Annotated in this window: 12 protein-coding genes, 3 tRNA genes and 3 rRNA genes; all 18 read right to left on the reverse strand. The window is 37.1% G+C overall.

Annotation, left to right across the window (positions count from 1 at the left end):
* Window positions 1-16: 16 nt before the first annotated feature.
* Window positions 17-2260 carry a DNA helicase PcrA gene (gene pcrA, locus PTA89_RS06915; RefSeq protein WP_003701505.1) on the reverse strand — a complete coding sequence of 748 codons (2244 nt, stop codon included), beginning with the start codon at window positions 2258-2260 and terminating at the stop codon, window positions 17-19.
* 98 nt (window positions 2261-2358) lie between these two features.
* Window positions 2359-3498: a 5-(carboxyamino)imidazole ribonucleotide synthase gene (locus PTA89_RS06920; RefSeq protein ID WP_324177106.1), complete on the reverse strand. Its 1140-nt coding sequence runs from the start codon at window positions 3496-3498 to the stop codon at window positions 2359-2361.
* 318 nt (window positions 3499-3816) lie between these two features.
* Window positions 3817-3889, reverse strand: a tRNA-Thr gene (locus PTA89_RS06925).
* Between the two features lie 15 nt (window positions 3890-3904).
* Window positions 3905-3976, reverse strand: a tRNA-Glu gene (locus PTA89_RS06930).
* A 4-nt stretch (window positions 3977-3980) separates the two neighbouring features.
* Window positions 3981-4053 (reverse strand) — tRNA-Asn (locus PTA89_RS06935).
* Window positions 4054-4058: 5 nt separating this feature from the next.
* Window positions 4059-4175, reverse strand: a 5S ribosomal RNA gene (gene rrf, locus PTA89_RS06940).
* A 76-nt stretch (window positions 4176-4251) separates the two neighbouring features.
* Window positions 4252-7167: ribosomal RNA gene (locus PTA89_RS06945) — 23S ribosomal RNA — on the reverse strand.
* 207 nt (window positions 7168-7374) lie between these two features.
* Window positions 7375-8936: ribosomal RNA gene (locus PTA89_RS06950) — 16S ribosomal RNA — on the reverse strand.
* The 16S, 23S and 5S rRNA genes sit together here with 3 tRNA genes alongside, the layout of an rRNA operon.
* Before the next feature lie 323 nt (window positions 8937-9259).
* Window positions 9260-10747 carry a lysine--tRNA ligase gene (lysS, locus tag PTA89_RS06955; RefSeq protein WP_003701392.1) on the reverse strand — a complete coding sequence of 496 codons (1488 nt, stop codon included), beginning with the start codon at window positions 10745-10747 and terminating at the stop codon, window positions 9260-9262.
* A 93-nt stretch (window positions 10748-10840) separates the two neighbouring features.
* Window positions 10841-11833, reverse strand: a complete 993-nt coding sequence (gene dusB, locus PTA89_RS06960; protein WP_003701390.1) for a tRNA dihydrouridine synthase DusB — start codon at window positions 11831-11833, stop codon at window positions 10841-10843.
* A gap of 17 nt (window positions 11834-11850) precedes the next feature.
* A complete protein-coding gene (hslO, locus tag PTA89_RS06965; RefSeq protein ID WP_087365878.1) occupies window positions 11851-12741 on the reverse strand; it encodes an Hsp33 family molecular chaperone HslO in 891 nt (296 codons plus the stop codon).
* A 132-nt stretch (window positions 12742-12873) separates the two neighbouring features.
* The gene (gene ftsH / locus PTA89_RS06970) at window positions 12874-14952 is read right to left on the reverse strand and encodes an ATP-dependent zinc metalloprotease FtsH (protein ID WP_003701388.1); all 2079 of its coding nucleotides are present in this window, start codon (window positions 14950-14952) and stop codon (window positions 12874-12876) included.
* A 140-nt stretch (window positions 14953-15092) separates the two neighbouring features.
* Complete coding sequence (gene hpt, locus PTA89_RS06975; protein WP_003701387.1) at window positions 15093-15632, reverse strand: hypoxanthine phosphoribosyltransferase; 540 nt, start codon at window positions 15630-15632, stop codon at window positions 15093-15095.
* Between the two features lie 16 nt (window positions 15633-15648).
* Window positions 15649-17007, reverse strand: coding sequence for a tRNA lysidine(34) synthetase TilS (gene tilS / locus PTA89_RS06980; protein ID WP_081535234.1), 1359 nt, complete (start codon window positions 17005-17007; stop codon window positions 15649-15651).
* Window positions 17008-17064: 57 nt separating this feature from the next.
* Complete coding sequence (locus PTA89_RS06985) at window positions 17065-17529, reverse strand: S1 domain-containing RNA-binding protein (protein ID WP_003705264.1); 465 nt, start codon at window positions 17527-17529, stop codon at window positions 17065-17067.
* 88 nt (window positions 17530-17617) lie between these two features.
* Window positions 17618-18013 carry an FtsB family cell division protein gene (locus PTA89_RS06990; protein WP_034997743.1) on the reverse strand — a complete coding sequence of 132 codons (396 nt, stop codon included), beginning with the start codon at window positions 18011-18013 and terminating at the stop codon, window positions 17618-17620.
* Between the two features lie 38 nt (window positions 18014-18051).
* On the reverse strand, window positions 18052-18321 hold the full coding sequence (locus PTA89_RS06995; RefSeq protein WP_003709726.1) for an RNA-binding S4 domain-containing protein: 270 nt from the start codon (window positions 18319-18321) through the stop codon (window positions 18052-18054).
* Complete coding sequence (locus tag PTA89_RS07000) at window positions 18321-19898, reverse strand: putative polysaccharide biosynthesis protein (RefSeq protein WP_324177107.1); 1578 nt, start codon at window positions 19896-19898, stop codon at window positions 18321-18323. The genes PTA89_RS06995 and PTA89_RS07000 overlap by 1 nt, the downstream gene beginning before the upstream one ends.
* Between the last annotated feature and the right edge of the window lie 5 nt (window positions 19899-19903).

The following is a 19903-nucleotide window of genomic DNA, read 5'->3' on the forward strand; positions in this document are numbered from 1 at the left end:
ATGGGCACCACCTTCCTTATATCTTTGTAATTGGTGCGAATGCTGCTAATAATCGTTTAATACCTTTACCTTCAAAAGCAATATCTAGTTCTGTATCTTCGCCATCGCCTGAGACCTTGACAATAGTTCCTGTTCCCCAAGCTTTGTGAGAAATCTTATCTCCTATATTCCAGCTTTGTTTGTCAGCACCAGTTTCTTTAGGGCGTTCAACAGTTCCTGCTGGCATACGATATTTAGGCTTCTTACTAAATGGTACTTCTCTAGATCTAGTTCTCTTGGATGTTAATGTTGTACTTGCTACCGTTTGATTATCTGATTGGATTAATTCTTCATCAATTTCTTCAATAAAACGAGAAGCTGGATTATTTTGACTCTTACCATACAACATACGAGAAATCGAGTTAGTTAAATAAAGTTCTTCTTCAGCACGAGTTATCCCTACATAGGCCAATCTACGTTCTTCTTCGAGTTCATTTTCGTCCATAACTGCTCTAGAAAGTGGGAAAATACCTTCTTCTAATCCCATCAAAAATACAACTGGGAATTCTAGCCCTTTTGCTGCATGTAATGTCATTAATGTGACTTCATCTGGTTCTTCTTCTACACTATCTTGATCTGAAACTAAAGCTAAATCAGCTAAGAAATCAACAAATGGATCACTTTCTTCATCTTCAGGTTCCCAATCTTGATCAAATTGCTTAGTAACCGTTAAAAATTCTTCCAAGTTTTCTAAACGATTACGGTTTTCTAAAGTATCTTCTCTTTGTAAGTTAGCTTTATAACCCGTTACATCTAGAATTCTTTCTGTAACTTCAGTAACATTATGTGCCTTTTGATATTCATGTAACTGTTCTATCATCTCAGCAAACTTTTCTAATTCATTACTTGCCTTGGCAGATACCCCTGCTAAAGCAGCACTCTTGGAAGCTTCTAACATTGACATACCATGAATTTGAGAGAATGTTCTTAATTTTCCAACAGTTACTGAGCCGATACTACGTTTTGGTTCATTTACTATTCTTTCAAAACTCATAGAATCAGCTGGATTAGTTACTAAACGTAAATAAGCTAAAGTGTCCATTATTTCCTTGCGATCATAGAATTTATGCGCTCCAACTAATTTATATGGTATATTGGTTTTCACGAAAGTTTCTTCGATTATACGTGACTGTGCATTAGTACGATATAAAATAGCAAAATCTCCATAATGACGTCCATTATTTCTAATTTGTTCTTGAATTTTTTTAACTACATAATAAGCTTCTTCATTAGCGTTATTTGCACGATAATAATGGATCTTGTCACCTTGCTTATTATCTGTCCATAAAGTCTTATCTTTACGATTTACGTTATTCTCAATCACATTATTAGCAGCTGCTAAAATATTTTTTGTAGAACGATAATTTTGTTCCAATTTAATTACTGTTGCATCTGGGTAATCTTCTTCAAAGTTCATGATATTTTCCATGTTTGCACCACGCCAACCATAAATACTTTGATCTGCATCACCTACAACACATAAATTGCGATATTTACGAGCTAACTTATTAACTAATTCATATTGAGCTTCGTTAGTATCTTGATATTCATCAACATGAATATAGTGAAATTTACGTTGATAAAATTCCAATGTTTCTGGTGATTCGTTGAATAATCTAATAGTTTGCATGATTAAATCATCAAAATCCATTGCTTGGTTATTTGCAAGCTGATTTTGATATTCAAAATATGCTTTACTTACAATTTCTTCAAATGGTCCATTAGCTTGTTGGGCATAATCTTTAGGATCTAATAGGTCATTTTTGGCATTTGAAATTACACTTAAAATTGCACGTGGATCATATTTTTTAGTATCAATATTTAAATCATTAAGAACCTGTTTCATTAAAGTTCTTTGCTCACTTGTACTTGCAATTGTAAATGATCTATTAAAGCCTATTTTTTCTGCGTCTCTTCGTAAAATTCGTACACATAAAGCATGGAATGTAGATACCCATATATCTTCTGCACCTTCACCCATTAAATTATTTACACGTTCTCTCATTTCACGAGCTGCTTTGTTTGTAAAGGTGATAGCTAGTATGTTCCAAGGATTTACGCCTTTTTCTTCAATTAAGTATGCTACACGGTGAGTTAACACACGAGTCTTCCCACTACCAGCTCCTGCCATTATTAATAATGGTCCTTCTGTACATAAAACTGCTTCTGATTGTTTATCATTCATTCCTGACAAAAACATATTGTCGGTCACAGTACTCATCCTTTCAGAAAAATGTCAATTCTTATTATAACTAAAATCCAATTATTAATCATTAAAAAGAGCGATAACTTTATAATTATTTATCGCTCCATTAACTATTATTCTTTTGATAAATCGTCCCAAATACCAGTCGATTCTATTTGTTGTTTTATTTCCATTTCATTTTCAGCTAATACTATAATATAGCCTTCTGGTTGTGGTCTCATTGATTCTGGGTATCTAAAGAATGTATAATACCAATTATTTTTTAGTACCCATTGTGTACGAATATCATCAATATTTTCTTCTTCAATCATTACCATGCCTGCAGGTTGAACTAATTTAATATCAACTAATGGCATCTTCACCAAAGTTCTAAGATGTTGCTCAAACATCGAAACATTAGTTGCCTTATCAAAGACGTAGCCAGAATTGTGTAAAGCTGGCACAATTCTTTTTACATACAAAGAACCACTTTCAGTTAGATAGAAAGCTACTTCTAAAGCACCTACATATTTTAAACCACTGACAATTTCACCAGCTAAACGTTTTACTTCCTCCTCTACATCAGGTTGGACATTAGCTGGTACAATTGCCTCGTTAAGACGATTTTCTTTATATCTAGTTTCAATTACAGGAAAATATGATAAATTTCCATCATAATCACGTGTCATTATAACTGATAGTTCTTTATTATAAGGTATCCACGATTCTAAGATATAAGTCCCCATATCAATAATGTCTGCACATTTGGCAATATCTGTTTGCTTACGAATTATTTGTTGACGTTTAGGTCCAAATCCTTTTTGAATAGGTTTTAATACACAAGGATATCCAATTGAGCTAACAGCTTGGTAAACGTCCTCTAAGCTAACAATTGTTGCATAAGGGGCAATATTTATATTCATTTGTTCAAAGAAAGCACGTTCCAACAATCTATCCTGTGCAATTTCTAAAGTTTCAGAACCTTGCGGAACTCTAGTGAATTTTTGTAGATATGCAATAACTTCAGAAGATATATGTTCTGATTCATACATTACTAAATCACAACGTTCAGCAAAATCTTGTAACTTAGCCTTATCGCTAAATTCTCCTACAATCTTAACATCTGCATCAGCTAAAGTAGGACTTCCTTCGTTAGTAGCGTAAACAATTACTTTAAATCCTAGTCTTTTAGCTGTTTGAGCCAATATAATTCCATTAGAACTGTCACCAATAATCCCCAGAGTATCACCTGGAAAAAGCACTTCATTTTCCATAAAAATTCCCTACTTTCGAACTAAATTTATCTTTTTTTTATCTCAATTTTTATGTACATATTCATCTTATCATAACTTGAGGAAATAAGTATTTATTTTTGTTTATTTCTAAATATATTAGATTAATTAGTATCTAAAACAATACTTATTACCAATAATTCTAATCCCTTTGTTTCTAAAGTAAAGTAGCTTATATCTTTAATCTGTAAAATAAAAATCAAATGCCAATATTTAGAAGATTTTTTTGAAATAAAAAAACGTTATTCAACAAACTAATGTTAAATAACGTTAATTATCATAAATATCAGCAACTTGTTATGCCGGCTGCAGGATTCGAACCTGTGACCCTCGGTTTACGATACCGATGCTCTACCAACTGAGCTAAGCCGGCATAAGTTTATTAGGATGACCCGTACGGGATTTGAACCCATGTTACCGCCGTGAAAGGGCGGTGTCTTAACCACTTGACCAACGGGCCATAACTCCGGCAGGCGGACTCGAACCGTCGACACCCTGATTAACAGTCAGATGCTCTACCAACTGAGCTATGCCGGAATAACGCACGGCGACTTCCTACCCTCGCAAGAGGCGTTCCTCTAACTACTCTCGGCGTTACGAAGCTTAACTTCTGTGTTCGGAATGGAAACAGGTGTATCCTTCGTGCCATCATCACCGCACTATTTACTTGAGATTTTATTCTCTCAAAACTAGATATCATTTATCTCTTTCACCGAAAACTCACGTTTTCTTTACTTGGTTAAGTCCTCGATCGATTAGTAATGGTCCGCTCCATGCCTCGCAGCACTTCCACTTCCATCCTATCTACCTGATCATCTTTCAGGGATCTTACTTACTTACGTAATGGGAAATCTTATCTCGAGGTGAGTTTCGCACTTAGATGCTTTCAGCGTTTATCTCATCCATACTTAGCTACCCAGCGATGCTCCTGGCGGAACAACTGGTACACCAGCGGTATGTCCATCCCGGTCCTCTCGTACTAAGGACAGATCCTCTCAAATTTCCTACGCCCGCGACGGATAGGGACCGAACTGTCTCACGACGTTCTGAACCCAGCTCGCGTACCGCTTTAATGGGCGAACAGCCCAACCCTTGGGACCGACTACAGCCCCAGGATGCGATGAGCCGACATCGAGGTGCCAAACCTCCCCGTCGATGTGAACTCTTGGGGGAGATAAGCCTGTTATCCCCAGGGTAGCTTTTATCCGTTGAGCGATGGTCCTTCCATACGGAACCACCGGATCACTAAGCCCGACTTTCGTCCCTGCTCGACTTGTAGGTCTCGCAGTCAAGCTCCTTTATGCCTTTACACTCTGCGAATGATTTCCAACCATTCTGAAGGAACCTTTGGGCGCCTCCGTTACCTTTTAGGAGGCGACCGCCCCAGTCAAACTGCCCACCTGACACTGTCTCCCGCCGTGATTGCCGGCGAGGGTTAGAGTGTTCATACAACGAGGGTAGTATCCCACCAATGCCTCCATCGAAACTAGCGTTCCGACTTCTACGGCTCCTACCTATCCTGTACAAGTTGTACAAACACCCAATATCAAGCTACAGTAAAGCTCCATGGGGTCTTTCCGTCCTGTCGCGGGTAACCCGCATCTTCACGGGTATTATAATTTCACCGAGTCTCTCGTTGAGACAGTGCCCAGATCGTTACGCCTTTCGTGCGGGTCGGAACTTACCCGACAAGGAATTTCGCTACCTTAGGACCGTTATAGTTACGGCCGCCGTTTACTGGGGCTTCAATTCTGAGCTTCGCTTACGCTAACCCATCCTCTTAACCTTCCAGCACCGGGCAGGCGTCAGCCCCTATACTTCATCTTACGATTTTGCAGAAACCTGTGTTTTTGATAAACAGTCGCCTGGGCCTATTCACTGCGGCTGAGCTTGCGCTCAGCACCCCTTCTCCCGAAGTTACGGGGTCATTTTGCCGAGTTCCTTAACGAGAGTTCTCTCGCTCACCTTAGGCTACTCGCCTCGACTACCTGTGTCGGTTTGCGGTACGGGTGATTAAACTCTAACTAGAAGCTTTTCTTGGCAGTGTGACGTCTCTCACTTCGCTACTAAATTTCGCTCCTCATCACAACTTGTCCTTAAGTAGATAAGCATTTGACTCATCTACAGACTTGTTGCTTGAACGTACATATCCAACAGTACGCATCGATAGCCTCCTGCGTCCCTCCATTGTTCAAACAAGTTTAACCAGTACAGGAATCTCAACCTGTTATCCATCGCCTACGCCTCTCGGCCTCGGCTTAGGTCCCGACTAACCCTGGGAGGACGAGCCTTCCCCAGGAAACCTTAGTCATACGGTGGACCAGATTCTCACTGATCTTTCGCTACTCATACCGGCATTCTCACTTCTAAGCACTCCACCAGTCCTTACGGTCTAGCTTCGCCGTCCTTAGAACGCTCTCCTACCATGTACCTTACGGTACATCCACGATTTCGGTAATGTGTTTAGCCCCGTTACATTTTCGGCGCAGGATCACTCGACTAGTGAGCTATTACGCACTCTTTAAATGGTGGCTGCTTCTAAGCCAACATCCTAGTTGTCTATGCAATTCCGCATCCTTTTCCACTTAACACATATTTTGGGACCTTAATCGGTGGTCTGGGCTGTTTCCCTTTCGACTACGGATCTTATCACTCGCAGTCTGACTCCCGGATATAAATCTGTGGCATTCGGAGTTTATCTGAATTCAGTAACCCAAGACGGGCCCCTAGTCCAAACAGTGCTCTACCTCCACGATTCTTAACTCCGAGGCTAGCCCTAAAGCTATTTCGGAGAGAACCAGCTATCTCCAAGTTCGTTTGGAATTTCACCTCTACCCACACCTCATCCCAGCATTTTTCAACATACACGGGTTCGGTCCTCCAGTGCGTTTTACCGCACCTTCAACCTGGACATGGGTAGGTCACCTGGTTTCGGGTCTACGTCAACGTACTATCTCGCCCTATTCAGACTCGCTTTCGCTACGGCTCCGGACTTTCCTCCTTAACCTCGCACGCTAACGTAACTCGCCGGTTCATTCTACAAAAGGCACGCCATCACTCATTAACGAGCTCTGACTACTTGTAGGCATATGGTTTCAGGAACTATTTCACTCCCCTCCCGGGGTGCTTTTCACCTTTCCCTCACGGTACTGGTTCACTATCGGTCACTAGGTAGTATTTAGCCTTGGGAGATGGTCCTCCCGGATTCCGACGGAGTTTCACGTGTTCCGCCGTACTCAGGATCCTGAACTGAGGAAACGAAGTTTCGCTTACGAGGCTATCACTCTCTTTGGCTAATCTTCCCAGATTATTCAACTACTTCATTTCTTGGTAACTCAAATGTTCAGTCCTACAACCCTAAGAAGCAAGCTTCTTAGTTTGGGCTCTTCCCGGTTCGCTCGCCGCTACTGAGGGAATCGAATTTCTTTCTCTTCCTGTGGGTACTTAGATGTTTCAGTTCCCCACGTCTACCTTCAACTAAGCTATGAATTCACTTAGTGATAACAGGCGGTAAAACCTGTTAGGTTTCCCTATTCGGAAATCTCCGGATCATAGTTTACTTACAACTCCCCGAAGCATATCGCAGTTAGTCACGTCCTTCATCGGCTCCTAGTGCCAAGGCATCCACCATACGCCCTTAATAACTTAACCTAATATTATCTAACGATAATAGGTTATGAGTTTAGCGATTAAGAACTATAATTCTTGTTTTAAACTCTTTAAAACGCGGTGTTCTCGGTTTATTTTTAAGAAATAAATCAATATCTAGTTTTCAAAGAACAAAATCTTGAGAGATATGACCTCTCAAAACTAAACAAAGTATTCGATAAATGTACAGGTTCCGTAATTATTCCTTAGAAAGGAGGTGATCCAGCCGCAGGTTCTCCTACGGCTACCTTGTTACGACTTCACCCCAATCATCTGTCCCACCTTAGACGGCTGGCTCCTTGCGGTTACCCCACCGGCTTTGGGTGTTACAAACTCTCATGGTGTGACGGGCGGTGTGTACAAGGCCCGGGAACGTATTCACCGCGACATGCTGATTCGCGATTACTAGCGATTCCGACTTCATGTAGGCGAGTTGCAGCCTACAATCCGAACTGAGAACGACTTTAAGAGATTAGCTAAACCTCGCGGTCTTGCGACTCGTTGTACCGTCCATTGTAGCACGTGTGTAGCCCAGGTCATAAGGGGCATGATGACTTGACGTCGTCCCCACCTTCCTCCGGTTTGTCACCGGCAGTCTCGCCAGAGTGCCCAACTTAATGCTGGCAACTGACAACAAGGGTTGCGCTCGTTGCGGGACTTAACCCAACATCTCACGACACGAGCTGACGACAGCCATGCACCACCTGTCACTTTGTCCCCGAAGGGAAAGCCTAATCTCTTAGGTGGTCAAAGGATGTCAAGACCTGGTAAGGTTCTTCGCGTTGCTTCGAATTAAACCACATGCTCCACCGCTTGTGCGGGCCCCCGTCAATTCCTTTGAGTTTCAACCTTGCGGTCGTACTCCCCAGGCGGAATGCTTATTGCGTTAGCTGCGGCACTGAAGGGCGGAAACCCTCCAACACCTAGCATTCATCGTTTACGGCGTGGACTACCAGGGTATCTAATCCTGTTTGCTACCCACGCTTTCGAACCTCAGCGTCAGTTACAGACCAGAGAGCCGCTTTCGCCACTGGTGTTCTTCCATATATCTACGCATTTCACCGCTACACATGGAGTTCCACTCTCCTCTTCTGCACTCAAGTCTTCCAGTTTCCAATGCACTACTCCGGTTAAGCCGAAGGCTTTCACATCAGACTTAAAAGACCGCCTGCGTTCCCTTTACGCCCAATAAATCCGGACAACGCTTGCCACCTACGTATTACCGCGGCTGCTGGCACGTAGTTAGCCGTGACTTGCTGGTTAGATACCGTCATCGAATGAACAGTTACTCTCACTCGTGTTCTTCTCTAACAACAGAGTTTTACGATCCGAAGACCTTCTTCACTCACGCGGCGTTGCTCCATCAGACTTGCGTCCATTGTGGAAGATTCCCTACTGCTGCCTCCCGTAGGAGTTTGGGCCGTGTCTCAGTCCCAATGTGGCCGATCAACCTCTCAGTTCGGCTACGTATCATCACCTTGGTAGGCCGTTACCCCACCAACTAGTTAATACGCCGCGGGTCCATCTAAAAGCGATAGCAGAACCATCTTTCATCTAAGGATCATGCGATCCTTAGAGATATACGGTATTAGCACCTGTTTCCAAGTGTTATCCCCTTCTTTTAGGCAGGTTACCCACGTGTTACTCACCCGTCCGCCACTCAACTTCTTACGATGAATGCAAGCATTCGGTGTAAGAAAGTTTCGTTCGACTTGCATGTATTAGGCACGCCGCCAGCGTTCGTCCTGAGCCAGGATCAAACTCTCATTTTAAAGTTTGTGACTCATTATTTTTACTAGCGAATTGACTTCGCAAATGTTTTTGCTTCTTTATAGAAGCCCTGCACATTTGTTTCATCGAAACTTTGTTTAGTTTTCAAAGATCATATAACATTCTCATGCAACTATTTAATTATATCACAGTTAAAAAATATGTCAATAAAAAAATTATCAACTTCATAACTTGCAACTTCTTAAGTAGCAGCAACATTTAAATAATATACACGAGTTACACCTCTGCGTCAACACTTTTTTTAATAAAATCTAAAAAAAATCAGTTTGCTTATTTACAAACTGATTTTTTATCTTATTTTCTATTATTCTGGTCTCAAAGTTGGGAATAGGAGTACATCACGAATTGATGGTGCATCTGTTAGAAGCATTACCAATCTATCAATTCCTATACCTAATCCCCCTGTTGGAGGCATTCCGTATTCCATAGCTTCAATATAATCTTCATCGATACCTTCAGCTTCATCATTACCAGCTTGACGTTCAGCAACTTGTGCTTCAAAGCGTTGACGTTGGTCAATTGGATCATTCAATTCAGTAAAGGCATTTGCATATTCATTTCCTAAAATGAATAATTCAAAACGATCTGTGAAACGTGGATCATCAGCATTTTTCTTAGCTAATGGTGAAATTTCTACAGGATGACCATAAACGAAAGTTGGATCAACAATTGTATCTTCACAGAATTGTTCAAAGAATTCATTAATAATATGACCTACTTGCCAGTATGGTTCATAATGAACTTTATGCTCATCTGCTATCTTTCTAGCTTCTTCAAGAGACATTTCTTTCCAGAAATCTACTCCCGTCTTTTCCTTGATTAAATCTACCATATGAACACGTTTGAATTCTTTATTAAAATCAACGTCCGTTCCTTGATAGTTAATCTTCCCATCAGATGTTACAACTTTAGCAGCTGCTTTAAAGATACCTTCTGTTTCATCCATAACGTCTTTAAAGTCAAAGTATGCTGCATAAGTTTCAAGCATTGTAAATTCTGGATTGTGCTTAGTATCAATTCCTTCATTACGGAAAACTCTACCAATTTCATAAACACGTTCCATTCCACCAACAATCAAACGTTTGAGGTGTAATTCTAAAGCGATTCGTAAGTAAAGTTGAATATCCAATGCATTATGATGTGTAATAAATGGACGTGCAGCTGCACCACCAGCTTGATTATGTAATACAGGTGTCTCAACTTCTAAAAATCCATTACTATCTAAATAATTACGAACAGCTGTAACAATCTTGCTACGGTTTACAAAACGATTGTAACTTTCACGGTTAGTAATTAAGTCTAAGTAACGTTGACGATAAATTTGTTCTACGTTTTGAAGACCGTGGAATTTATCTGGCAATGGTCTTAGAGCCTTGGATAAGAAAGTAAGTTTAGTTACTTTAATTGTAAGCTCACCCATATCAGTCTTGATAACATCACCAGTTACACCTAAGAAATCTCCTAAATCTGAACGTTTAAAGATATGGTACATTTCTTCGCCAACTTCATCTTTACGAATGTAAAGTTGCATTCTACCTGTCTTATCTTGTAAATCAGCAAAGCCTACCTTACCTTTACCACGCTTTGCTACCATACGTCCTGCGATTGTAGCCTTAACATCTAAGTCAATTAATTCTTCTTTTGTCTTATCTTCAAATTTGTCGTGTAATTCTTTGTTTAAGAAATCACGCTCAAATCTATGACCGAATGGATCAACGCCTTCATCGCGCAATTCTTGCATCTTTTGACGACGAACTCTTAACTGATCATTCATTGATTGTTGATTAGCCATTTAAAATCCTCACTTTCTCAATAATTTATACACTGCTCTTTATTATATCATAGTCAACTGAACATATTAATTATAATATTAACAAAATATCCACTAAACAGCTTGACGTGCTAATGTATCTGCTAAGAAATTATCAAAAATATCGATCATTTCTGCTTCTGTATCTGCAGAATTTAAAGCCGCTTTAGTACGCGCGGAACGTGGGATTCCTTTCAAATAATATGCAGCTTGAGAACGGAATTCTTTTGGCCCAATAACTTCACCTTTAGCTTTAACTAAACGATGTAAATGTTCCTTAGCAACTTTAATCTTTTCTGCAGGTGTAGGTTCTTCCAAAATTTCTCCTGTTTCAAGGTAATGTGTTGTTTGCTTAACAATCCAAGGATTACCTAAAGCTGCACGACCAATCATTACTGCATCTGCTCCAACTTCATCCAACATCTTCTTAGCTTCTTCTGGTGTACGAACATCACCATTCCCCATAAATGGAATCTTAGTTAAATGATCAGCTACTTCTTTTAAAATTCCCCAATCTGCATGTCCTGTATATAATTGCTTTCTAGTACGTCCATGCATTGCTAATGCTTTAGCTCCACCTTCTTCTGCTGCTAATGCATTTTCAACAGCTAAAATATGATCTTCATCCCAACCGGTTCTCATCTTAACTGTTACAGGCTTATCTATAGAACTAGTAACTGCATGAACCATTTCATAAATCTTATCTGGATCTAAAAGCCATCTTGCACCAGCATCAGTCTTTGTAACTTTAGGAACTGGACAACCCATGTTTATATCGATAATATCAGTCGCAGTATTTTCTGCCACAAATTGAGCAGCTTCAACTAAAGTTTCTTTGCTACCACCGAAAATTTGGACACTAACTGGATGCTCAGTTGGATCAACAAATAGCATATCTAATGTTTTCTTATTTCTAAAATGGATTCCTTTGTCAGAAATCATTTCACAAACAACTAAACCTGCACCAAATTCCTTACAAATCATACGAAAGGCAACGTTTGTAACCCCAGCCATAGGAGCTACTACAACTTGATTAGGGATAACTATATCACCAATTTTCCATTCCATTATTCTCTTCCTCCATTTTAAGCTTGATTAGCTTCATTCATAATTTTAGTTAATTCTTCTTCATTAAATTCATATTTTTTCCCACAAAAATGGCAAACTGCTTCTGCACCTTTATCTTGTTCTATCATTTCTTTAAGATCTTTTTTAGGTAAACTTGCTAGTGCTTCAGCAAATCTTTCTTTTGAACAATCGCATTCATATGCTACTGGCATTTTCTCAAGAATTTTTACTTTGTCTTTTGGGAAAAGTGTATACAAAATTTCTTCAGGAGTCTTACCATCTTTACGCATCATTTCAGATACTAACGGTATTTCTTGTAACTTCTTTTCAATTTCATCTAAAATCTCATCACTAGCTCCTGGTAAAACTTGAATCATAAAACCACCAGCTACACCTATTGTGTTATCATCTTCAACAAAAACAGATAATCCTACGGCTGATGGAATTTGCTCTGACTTAGCTAGATAGTAAGTGAAATCTTCACCTAACTCACCAGATACAAGGGGCACTTGTCCTGTAAAAGGCTCTTTTAATCCTAAATCTTTAGTTACTGATAAAAAGCCTTGAGTACCTACTGCGCCTTTAACATCAATCTTATGTTTTTCATTTAAAGGCAAATGCACATGTGGTTCATGTACGTATCCTTTGACTGTACCTTTAGCATTACCATCTACCACAATAGCCCCAATTGGTCCATCGCCATTGATTTTTACGGTCATTTTTTCATCACCAGATAGTTCCGATGCTGATAATAATAAAGTACCTATCAAACTTCTACCAAAAGCAGCTGAAGCAGCACTCCAAGTATCGTGTAATTTTTGTGCTTCTCCTACAGTTTCAGTAGCATCAACTGCATAAGCTCTAATTGCTCCATCATATACTAAGCTTTTAACTAAATAATCAGACATTTTTCTTACCTCTTTATTTTTATACACAAATTACATACTAACAAATTGTAGTCAATTTTTCTATTATTATCTTTTTTATTTTGTCAAATAAAAAATGGTACTGACAGTTTAAAACCACCAATACCATTTTTGTTATTCATCTTTCTTATCAGAATCTTCATCTGATTCATGAGGATAGAACACTTCTGTTTCTTTATGTTCCTCATCTTTTTCAGCTAATTGTTTTTTAGCTTCTCTACGTTCAACAGCTTGTTTTGCTTCTTCAAAAGTTGCTGCCTTTTCACTAGGAAATTCATCTTCGTTTTCTGCTGGCATCTTACCTGTCTTATACAAACTCAAGATTTGTTTTTCATCTAGAGTTTCATGTTCAAGTAATGCTTCAGCGATTACTTTATGTTGTTCTCTATGAGCTTCGATAATTTCCTTAGCTTGTTGCATACCTTCATTGGCAATACGTTTAACTTCTTCGTCAATGATATTAGCTGTTTGTCCAGAGTAACTATGTTGACCATTGAATTCACCAGGTTGCATATTAGCTTGACCTTCATATTGAACAGGGCCTAACTTGTCACTCATACCAAATTCTGTAACCATTGCTCTAGCTAATTGAGTAGCTTGTTGGAAGTCATTAGAAGCACCAGAAGATTGTTGACCAAAGATAATTTCTTCGGCTGCACGTCCACCCATCAAACCAGCAATTTGTTCCTTAAGGTTCTTCTTGGACATCAACATTTGATCTTCTTTTGGTAACATGATAGCATATCCGCCAGCACGTCCACGAGGTACGATTGTAACCTTATGAACTACACGTGCTTCATTTAATACTAAACCTACAATTGTATGTCCAGCTTCGTGATATGCCACTGTTTCACGTTCATGCTTACTAATTACACGATCACGCTTAGCAGGTCCTGCAATAACTCTATCTTCTGCTTCATCGATATCAGATGCATCAATTTCTTTCTTATCACGACGAGCAGCTTGTAATGCAGCTTCATTCAATAAGTTTTCTAAGTCAGCACCAACAAAACCAGGTGTTTGCTTAGCAATCATCTTCAAATCGACATCTTTTGCTAAAGGCTTGTTCTTAGCGTGAACCTTCAAAATAGCCTCACGACCCTTAACATCAGGACGACCTACTAAAATCTTTCGGTCAAAACGACCTGGACGTAGCAAAGCAGGGTCTAATACATCAGAACGGTTAGTAGCTGCCATAACGATGACACCTTCATCACCTTCGAAACCATCCATTTCAACTAACATTTGGTTAAGTGTTTGTTCACGTTCATCATGTCCACCGCCCATTCCGGCACCACGACGACGACCTACTGCATCAATTTCATCGATAAAGATAATAGATGGTGCGTTCTTTTTAGCATTTTCAAATAAGTCACGCACACGACTAGCACCAACACCGACGAACATTTCAACGAAGTCAGAACCAGAAATTGAGAAGAATGGTACACCAGCTTCACCAGCAACAGCTTTAGCAAGTAAAGTTTTACCAGTTCCTGGAGGTCCTTCCAATAGCACACCAGATGGAATTCTAGCACCTAAAGCTAAGAACTTACGTGGATCACGCAAAAATTCTACAACTTCAACTAATTCTTGCTTTTCTTCTTCAGCACCAGCTACATCTGAAAAACGAACTTTATTGTTCTTTTTGTCAATAGGCTTAGCTTTGGATTTTCCAAAGTTCATAACACGGCCACCGCCGCCACCTTGGCCAGCTTGACCCATCATCATGTAGAAGAAGAAAATGAAGAATAGAATTGGAACTACTGAAATTAAAAGTTGAATCCAAATACTACTAGATTCTTCTTCTTTAGCACTATTTTTTATTTTATTTTTTTGTGCATACTCTTGAATTTGTTTTACAGTCGAGTCATTCGTCAATACATTAGTTGTAAAACCAGTTGATTCATCCGCACCACTGGAAGCAATTCCGGCAATACCACTCGAACCAGATGATTTCTTAGCATGACGATAAGTACCCGTTATTTTGTACGTACTTCCAGAAGGTTGCATCGTAAAATCTTTAATATTATTCTTCTTCAATTCTGTTATAAATTGACTAGATTGAATTTGTTGTGTCTGCATACTTTGGCGACTACCAAACATATAATACAAGACACCCATAATACCCAAGAATACTACGATATAAAAGAAACTATTTCTAAGAAGTCCGTTACCATTCCTGTTGTTATTCATAACGTTCCTCCATATCCAAGGATTAAAGAGTCACTTATCACCATTAAATAAGCACTCCATTGTGAATATAATAGCATAATTAATAAATTTTGACTATTATTGACTATTAATTTCACTAAAATAAATTGTTTAAAATTTTATTAACCTTCGTAAACTTCAGGCTTCAAAATTCCAACATATCCTAAGTTACGATAGCGACCTGCAAAGTCTAAACCGTAACCTACTACAAATTCATTAGGAACTTCAAAACCTACATAGTCAGGCTTAACTCCTTCAACACGACGTTCAGGTTTATCAAGTAAAGTACAAATCTTAACAGATTTTGCATTGCGATGCTTAAATAGTTCAACTAAACGTTGTAATGTACGACCTGTATCGATAATGTCTTCAACGATTAAAACATCTCTTCCAGTTACAGATGTATCTAAGTCTTTAATAATTTTAACTTCACCAGATGATTCTGTTCCTTCTCCATAACTAGAAACGTCCATAAAATCTAATTCTAAATATGTATCGATTTCACGAATAATATCAGTTGTGAACATAACAGCACCCTTAAGAACACAAACTACTAATGGATTTTTACCTTCAAAATCCTTAGTAATTTGCTTTCCTAGTCTTTTAGTAACTTCAGCGATTTGTTCTTTACTGTATAAAACTTCTTTGATGTCGTTGTTCATAAGATTAACCTCTTTCTTACTTTTTTCTAAATACTAGTATGTAATGAATTTTAGCATTTTGTGGGGCCAGTGACAAATCAGTTTTTTTTGTTTCTAAAATCCAATACACTTCATTTTTATTTTTTGTAATTAGCCAACTTTTATTTCTCTGTTCACTTGGAATTTTTTTATCAATAAAAACTTTTTTAATTTTTTGATTTCCAAAGCTCATTTTTAGTGAATCACCCGGTTGTCTATGTCTAATTACCCAATTTTCATTATCTTCTACAACTAGAGTTTCATCTCCAGGCATTAGTTCTATTTCATCAAGCTTAAATAAGCCTATCTTTTTTCCTTCTTCTAAGTTGTGCCATTGATTCAATTTTAATTCAAAATTTTCTTCTAGATTTAAACTAGTAGTACTTTTAATTCTTATTCCTATTTCGAGATATTCATGATAGAATTCAAATTTTTCATTCAAATCAAACTTTGCTTGAGGTTTCTTCTCATCATTAAGCATCGCTAAAATTTGCTGTACCTGTGTTTCTTTGATTTCTAATCCTTTTACTTCTAAATATCGTTCAAGTAGAATACGTTGCCATAAGGGACTTTCTTTAACAAATTTATCATAGTCCAAAGTTTCTTCTTTAGAAATCTTATTCAGTTTCACATCAGCTACTTCTTGAATTGCTTGTAAATTATTTGTTAATTGCTGAGTATATTCTAATACATGCTTTAAAAATTCTGGATTTTCTGCTTTTAATACTGGAATTATATGATGTCGTAACCTATTTCTTTGGTAGTCATCGCTTTTATTAGTTTCATCCTCATAATATTTAATCCCTAATTGTTTAGCATAATCATAAATTTCTTTTTTATTAAAAATTAACATGGGACGAACTATTTGATAATCCTCTCTGAAAATGCGTACAGATTGAATTGCTTGTAATTGTTGAATATTCCCACCTCGAATTAATTTCATTAAAAAAGTTTCTGCTTGGTCATCTCCATGATGCGCCGTTACCAAGTACTCAATATTATTTTCTTTTAGGACTTTTTCAAAAAAGTTATATCTAACTTCTCTGGCTGCAGCTTCAATGCTTTGTACAGGATGTTCTTCTTTTTCCCACCTGTATACATATAAAGGAATATTCCGTGCAAAACAAAACTCTTTAATAAATTTTGTTTCTTCTTTGCTTTGCTCTCGTAATTGATGATCAATATAAGCGACATTAATTTCTACATCTAAAACTTTACTCAATTTCAACATTCCTGATAATAAGACCATAGAATCTACACCTGTAGAAACTGCAAGCAATACTTTTTTATTAGAAATTTTTAAATCCCTAAGTCGCTGTAATAATTGATTTTCAAATTTTTTTACATTCAACTTTATCACTCACTTCAAAAAAATAAAAAGGCAAGAAGTAATTACCTCTTGCCTTTTGTTGTATTAGCTGCGACGACCGCCACGACCGCCACGTTTTCCTTCTGTATTACGTTTCAAGGAAGTCAATCTATCTTCACTTTCCTTCAAAAATCCAGCTAATAAGGAATCGAAATCTTTCTTCTTTTCTTCATGCTTTGGCTTAAAAGAAGTATTATGATTTTTCTTTACTTTATCCCTATTATTATGTTGTTCGTGATTATTGTTACGACGGTGGTTGTTTTGTTTTTGAGGTTTATCTACTGCTTTCTTGATGGAAAGACCGATCTTACCATCATCACTGACAGATAAAACTTTAACAGTAACTTCATCACCAACAGATAAGACTTCATGGATATCTTTAACAAAAGTATTGGATACTTCACTAATATGAACTAATCCTGTCTTCTTATCCCCTAAATCAACAAATGCACCAAAATCTGTAATTCCTGAAACTTTTCCGGAAAGTTTAGCTCCTACTTCAATCGACATAAAAATTGTCTTCCTCCTCGAAATTCTATACCTCTCAGTATATCACGCACTAAATATTATTAATACTACTAAATTAAACTTTTTTTAATTATTGTCCAATATTTTTTGTAACATCTGTTGGTAAGTTATAAATTATTTCGTTATCTTTAGAATAGGAGTACTTTTCTCGAATTAATTTTCTTAAATAATCTTCATCATTTAATTGCTTAATCTGCTCTTTCAAATCAGCATTTTTAGCTTTTACTTTTTCTAACTTCTTATTAGCTTCTTCCGTTTGAACATTAATATTTTGGGTTTGATAGTGCATTGTAATGAGTCTTATTCCAAACACTATTGTTAATAGTATAGTTAAAGAAATAATACTTACTCTAAACAATCGATAATGTTGATAGTGTTTAGCTTTTAAAGCAGCATTTTTACTTTTAGCTTGTTGCTTACGAAAATAATCATTATCCATGATGGTAATCTTTGATCTTTTCTTCACTGACTATCTAGCCCCTTCCATTCTTTGTCCAAAACTATTTATATAGAAAAATCTTCCTTATATTCTTCAGAGATAACTTCAAACAATTCTTGTGCTTCTTTTTTCTTTGTTGTATCTCTAATATCATTAACTTTGACTGTTAATACTTTATTACCAAAGTTTATCACAATTTCATCGCCAACATTTACATTTGATGATGATTTAGCCACCTTGCCATTAATTGTAATTCTACCTTGACTTGAAATTTCTTTTGCTACTGTTCTTCTTTTAATAATGCGTGATATTTTCAAAAACTTATCTAATCTCATCAACGTCCTCCATTTAATTTGTCAATTATTTTTATAATCTTATTTCCACCTGGCATCGCCATATATTCTTCTTTGGTAAATAAATTAAACTTAATTGCTAAAATTCCAAAAATAAATACTCCCACAGGAATACATATTACTGAAATTATTCCGACATCTAATCTAGAACTTCCCAATAGGTATCCTAATAATATCGAAAGTTCTTTTACTACTATCCCCATAATACATGAAATAAGTAATAATTTTAAGACATAACCATCACTTCTAAATAAAATCTCAAGCTTTATTGAACTAAAGAGAATAATGATAATTGCAGCTAATAATAAACTAGCTGTAGTAGCAATACTTGCTCCAATTATTCCAACTTTACCAATTAAGTAACTATTAAGAATATATTTAGTTAAGAAAGCTACCCCTAATCCAATCAGTAACACTTTGTACTCATCAATGCTTTGTAAAATAGAACTATAACTATTGATTACTGTCATTAAAATTATACCTAGTAAATATATTCCAATTACCAAGCTAAGTTCACTATCACCAAATAAAAGTTTATTAACTTCAGGCAATAAGGCTAACAATCCCACTGTAGCAGCACTAGCTATTCCTAAACTAATTCTCAAGATAGATGATGCAGTATTTTCAAAAGTAGTTTTTTCTTTCTTTTCAATTGCGGCTGTTAGGGAAGGTAAAAGCGTTGAAGAAAAACTTACACCTATTACTAATCCTAATTGTATTAGAGGTTGAGCTCTATCGTAAATACCTTTTATATTTCTAGCTTTTATTGAAGATAAGCCATAAATCTCCAAATTATTCTTAATTGTGAAGGAATCTATTAATTGCAAAAGTACCATCAATGCAGTAAATAAACATATCATGATTCCTTCTGTCATTAGTCTCTTTACTAAATCTCGATATTTGATACTATGTTTGTGGGATTTTCTTGAAAAAAGCCTTATAAAAATACCTACAAAACATAGTAGTGCAACTAAGCCTCCTAATGTTGAGCCAAACATCGCCCAAGCTCCCATTTTATAAATAGACCAATGATGTCTAACCGCATACCACGCAACCCCAATAATAACAATCACTCTTATTAGTTGCTCATACACTTGTGATACAGCAGTAGGCGTCATATTAAATATACCTTGATAAAATCCTCTTCCTACTGATAAAAAAGGCATCAACAAAAACATCCAGGAAACACTCCTGATAATTACCTTCAATTTTGTATCTCCCATGGCTTCAGCAATTTGAGATGATCCAAATTGTAGAAATAAAAAGCACAAGATAGCCAGTACAACTAAAACGTTGAATATCCTTTTTGAAATCTGGTATTTTGATTCTATATCATCTTGTTCAGCAATAATTTTTGAAATAAATACAGGAAATCCTGATAAAGAAAAAGTCATTCCAATTGCATAAATCGGATAAACTTGCTGATAAACATAAAATCCTAAATTCCCTACCATATTTTCAAAAGGAATTCGGTACATCGCACTTAAAATTTTAGCTATAAAAGAAGCCCCTGATAGGATTATTGCTCCCTTCATAACATTTCCAAAATTATTTTTCATTACCT

It is taken from the genome of Ligilactobacillus salivarius (genome assembly GCF_035231985.1).
Classification (GTDB): Bacteria; Bacillota; Bacilli; order Lactobacillales; family Lactobacillaceae; genus Ligilactobacillus; species Ligilactobacillus salivarius.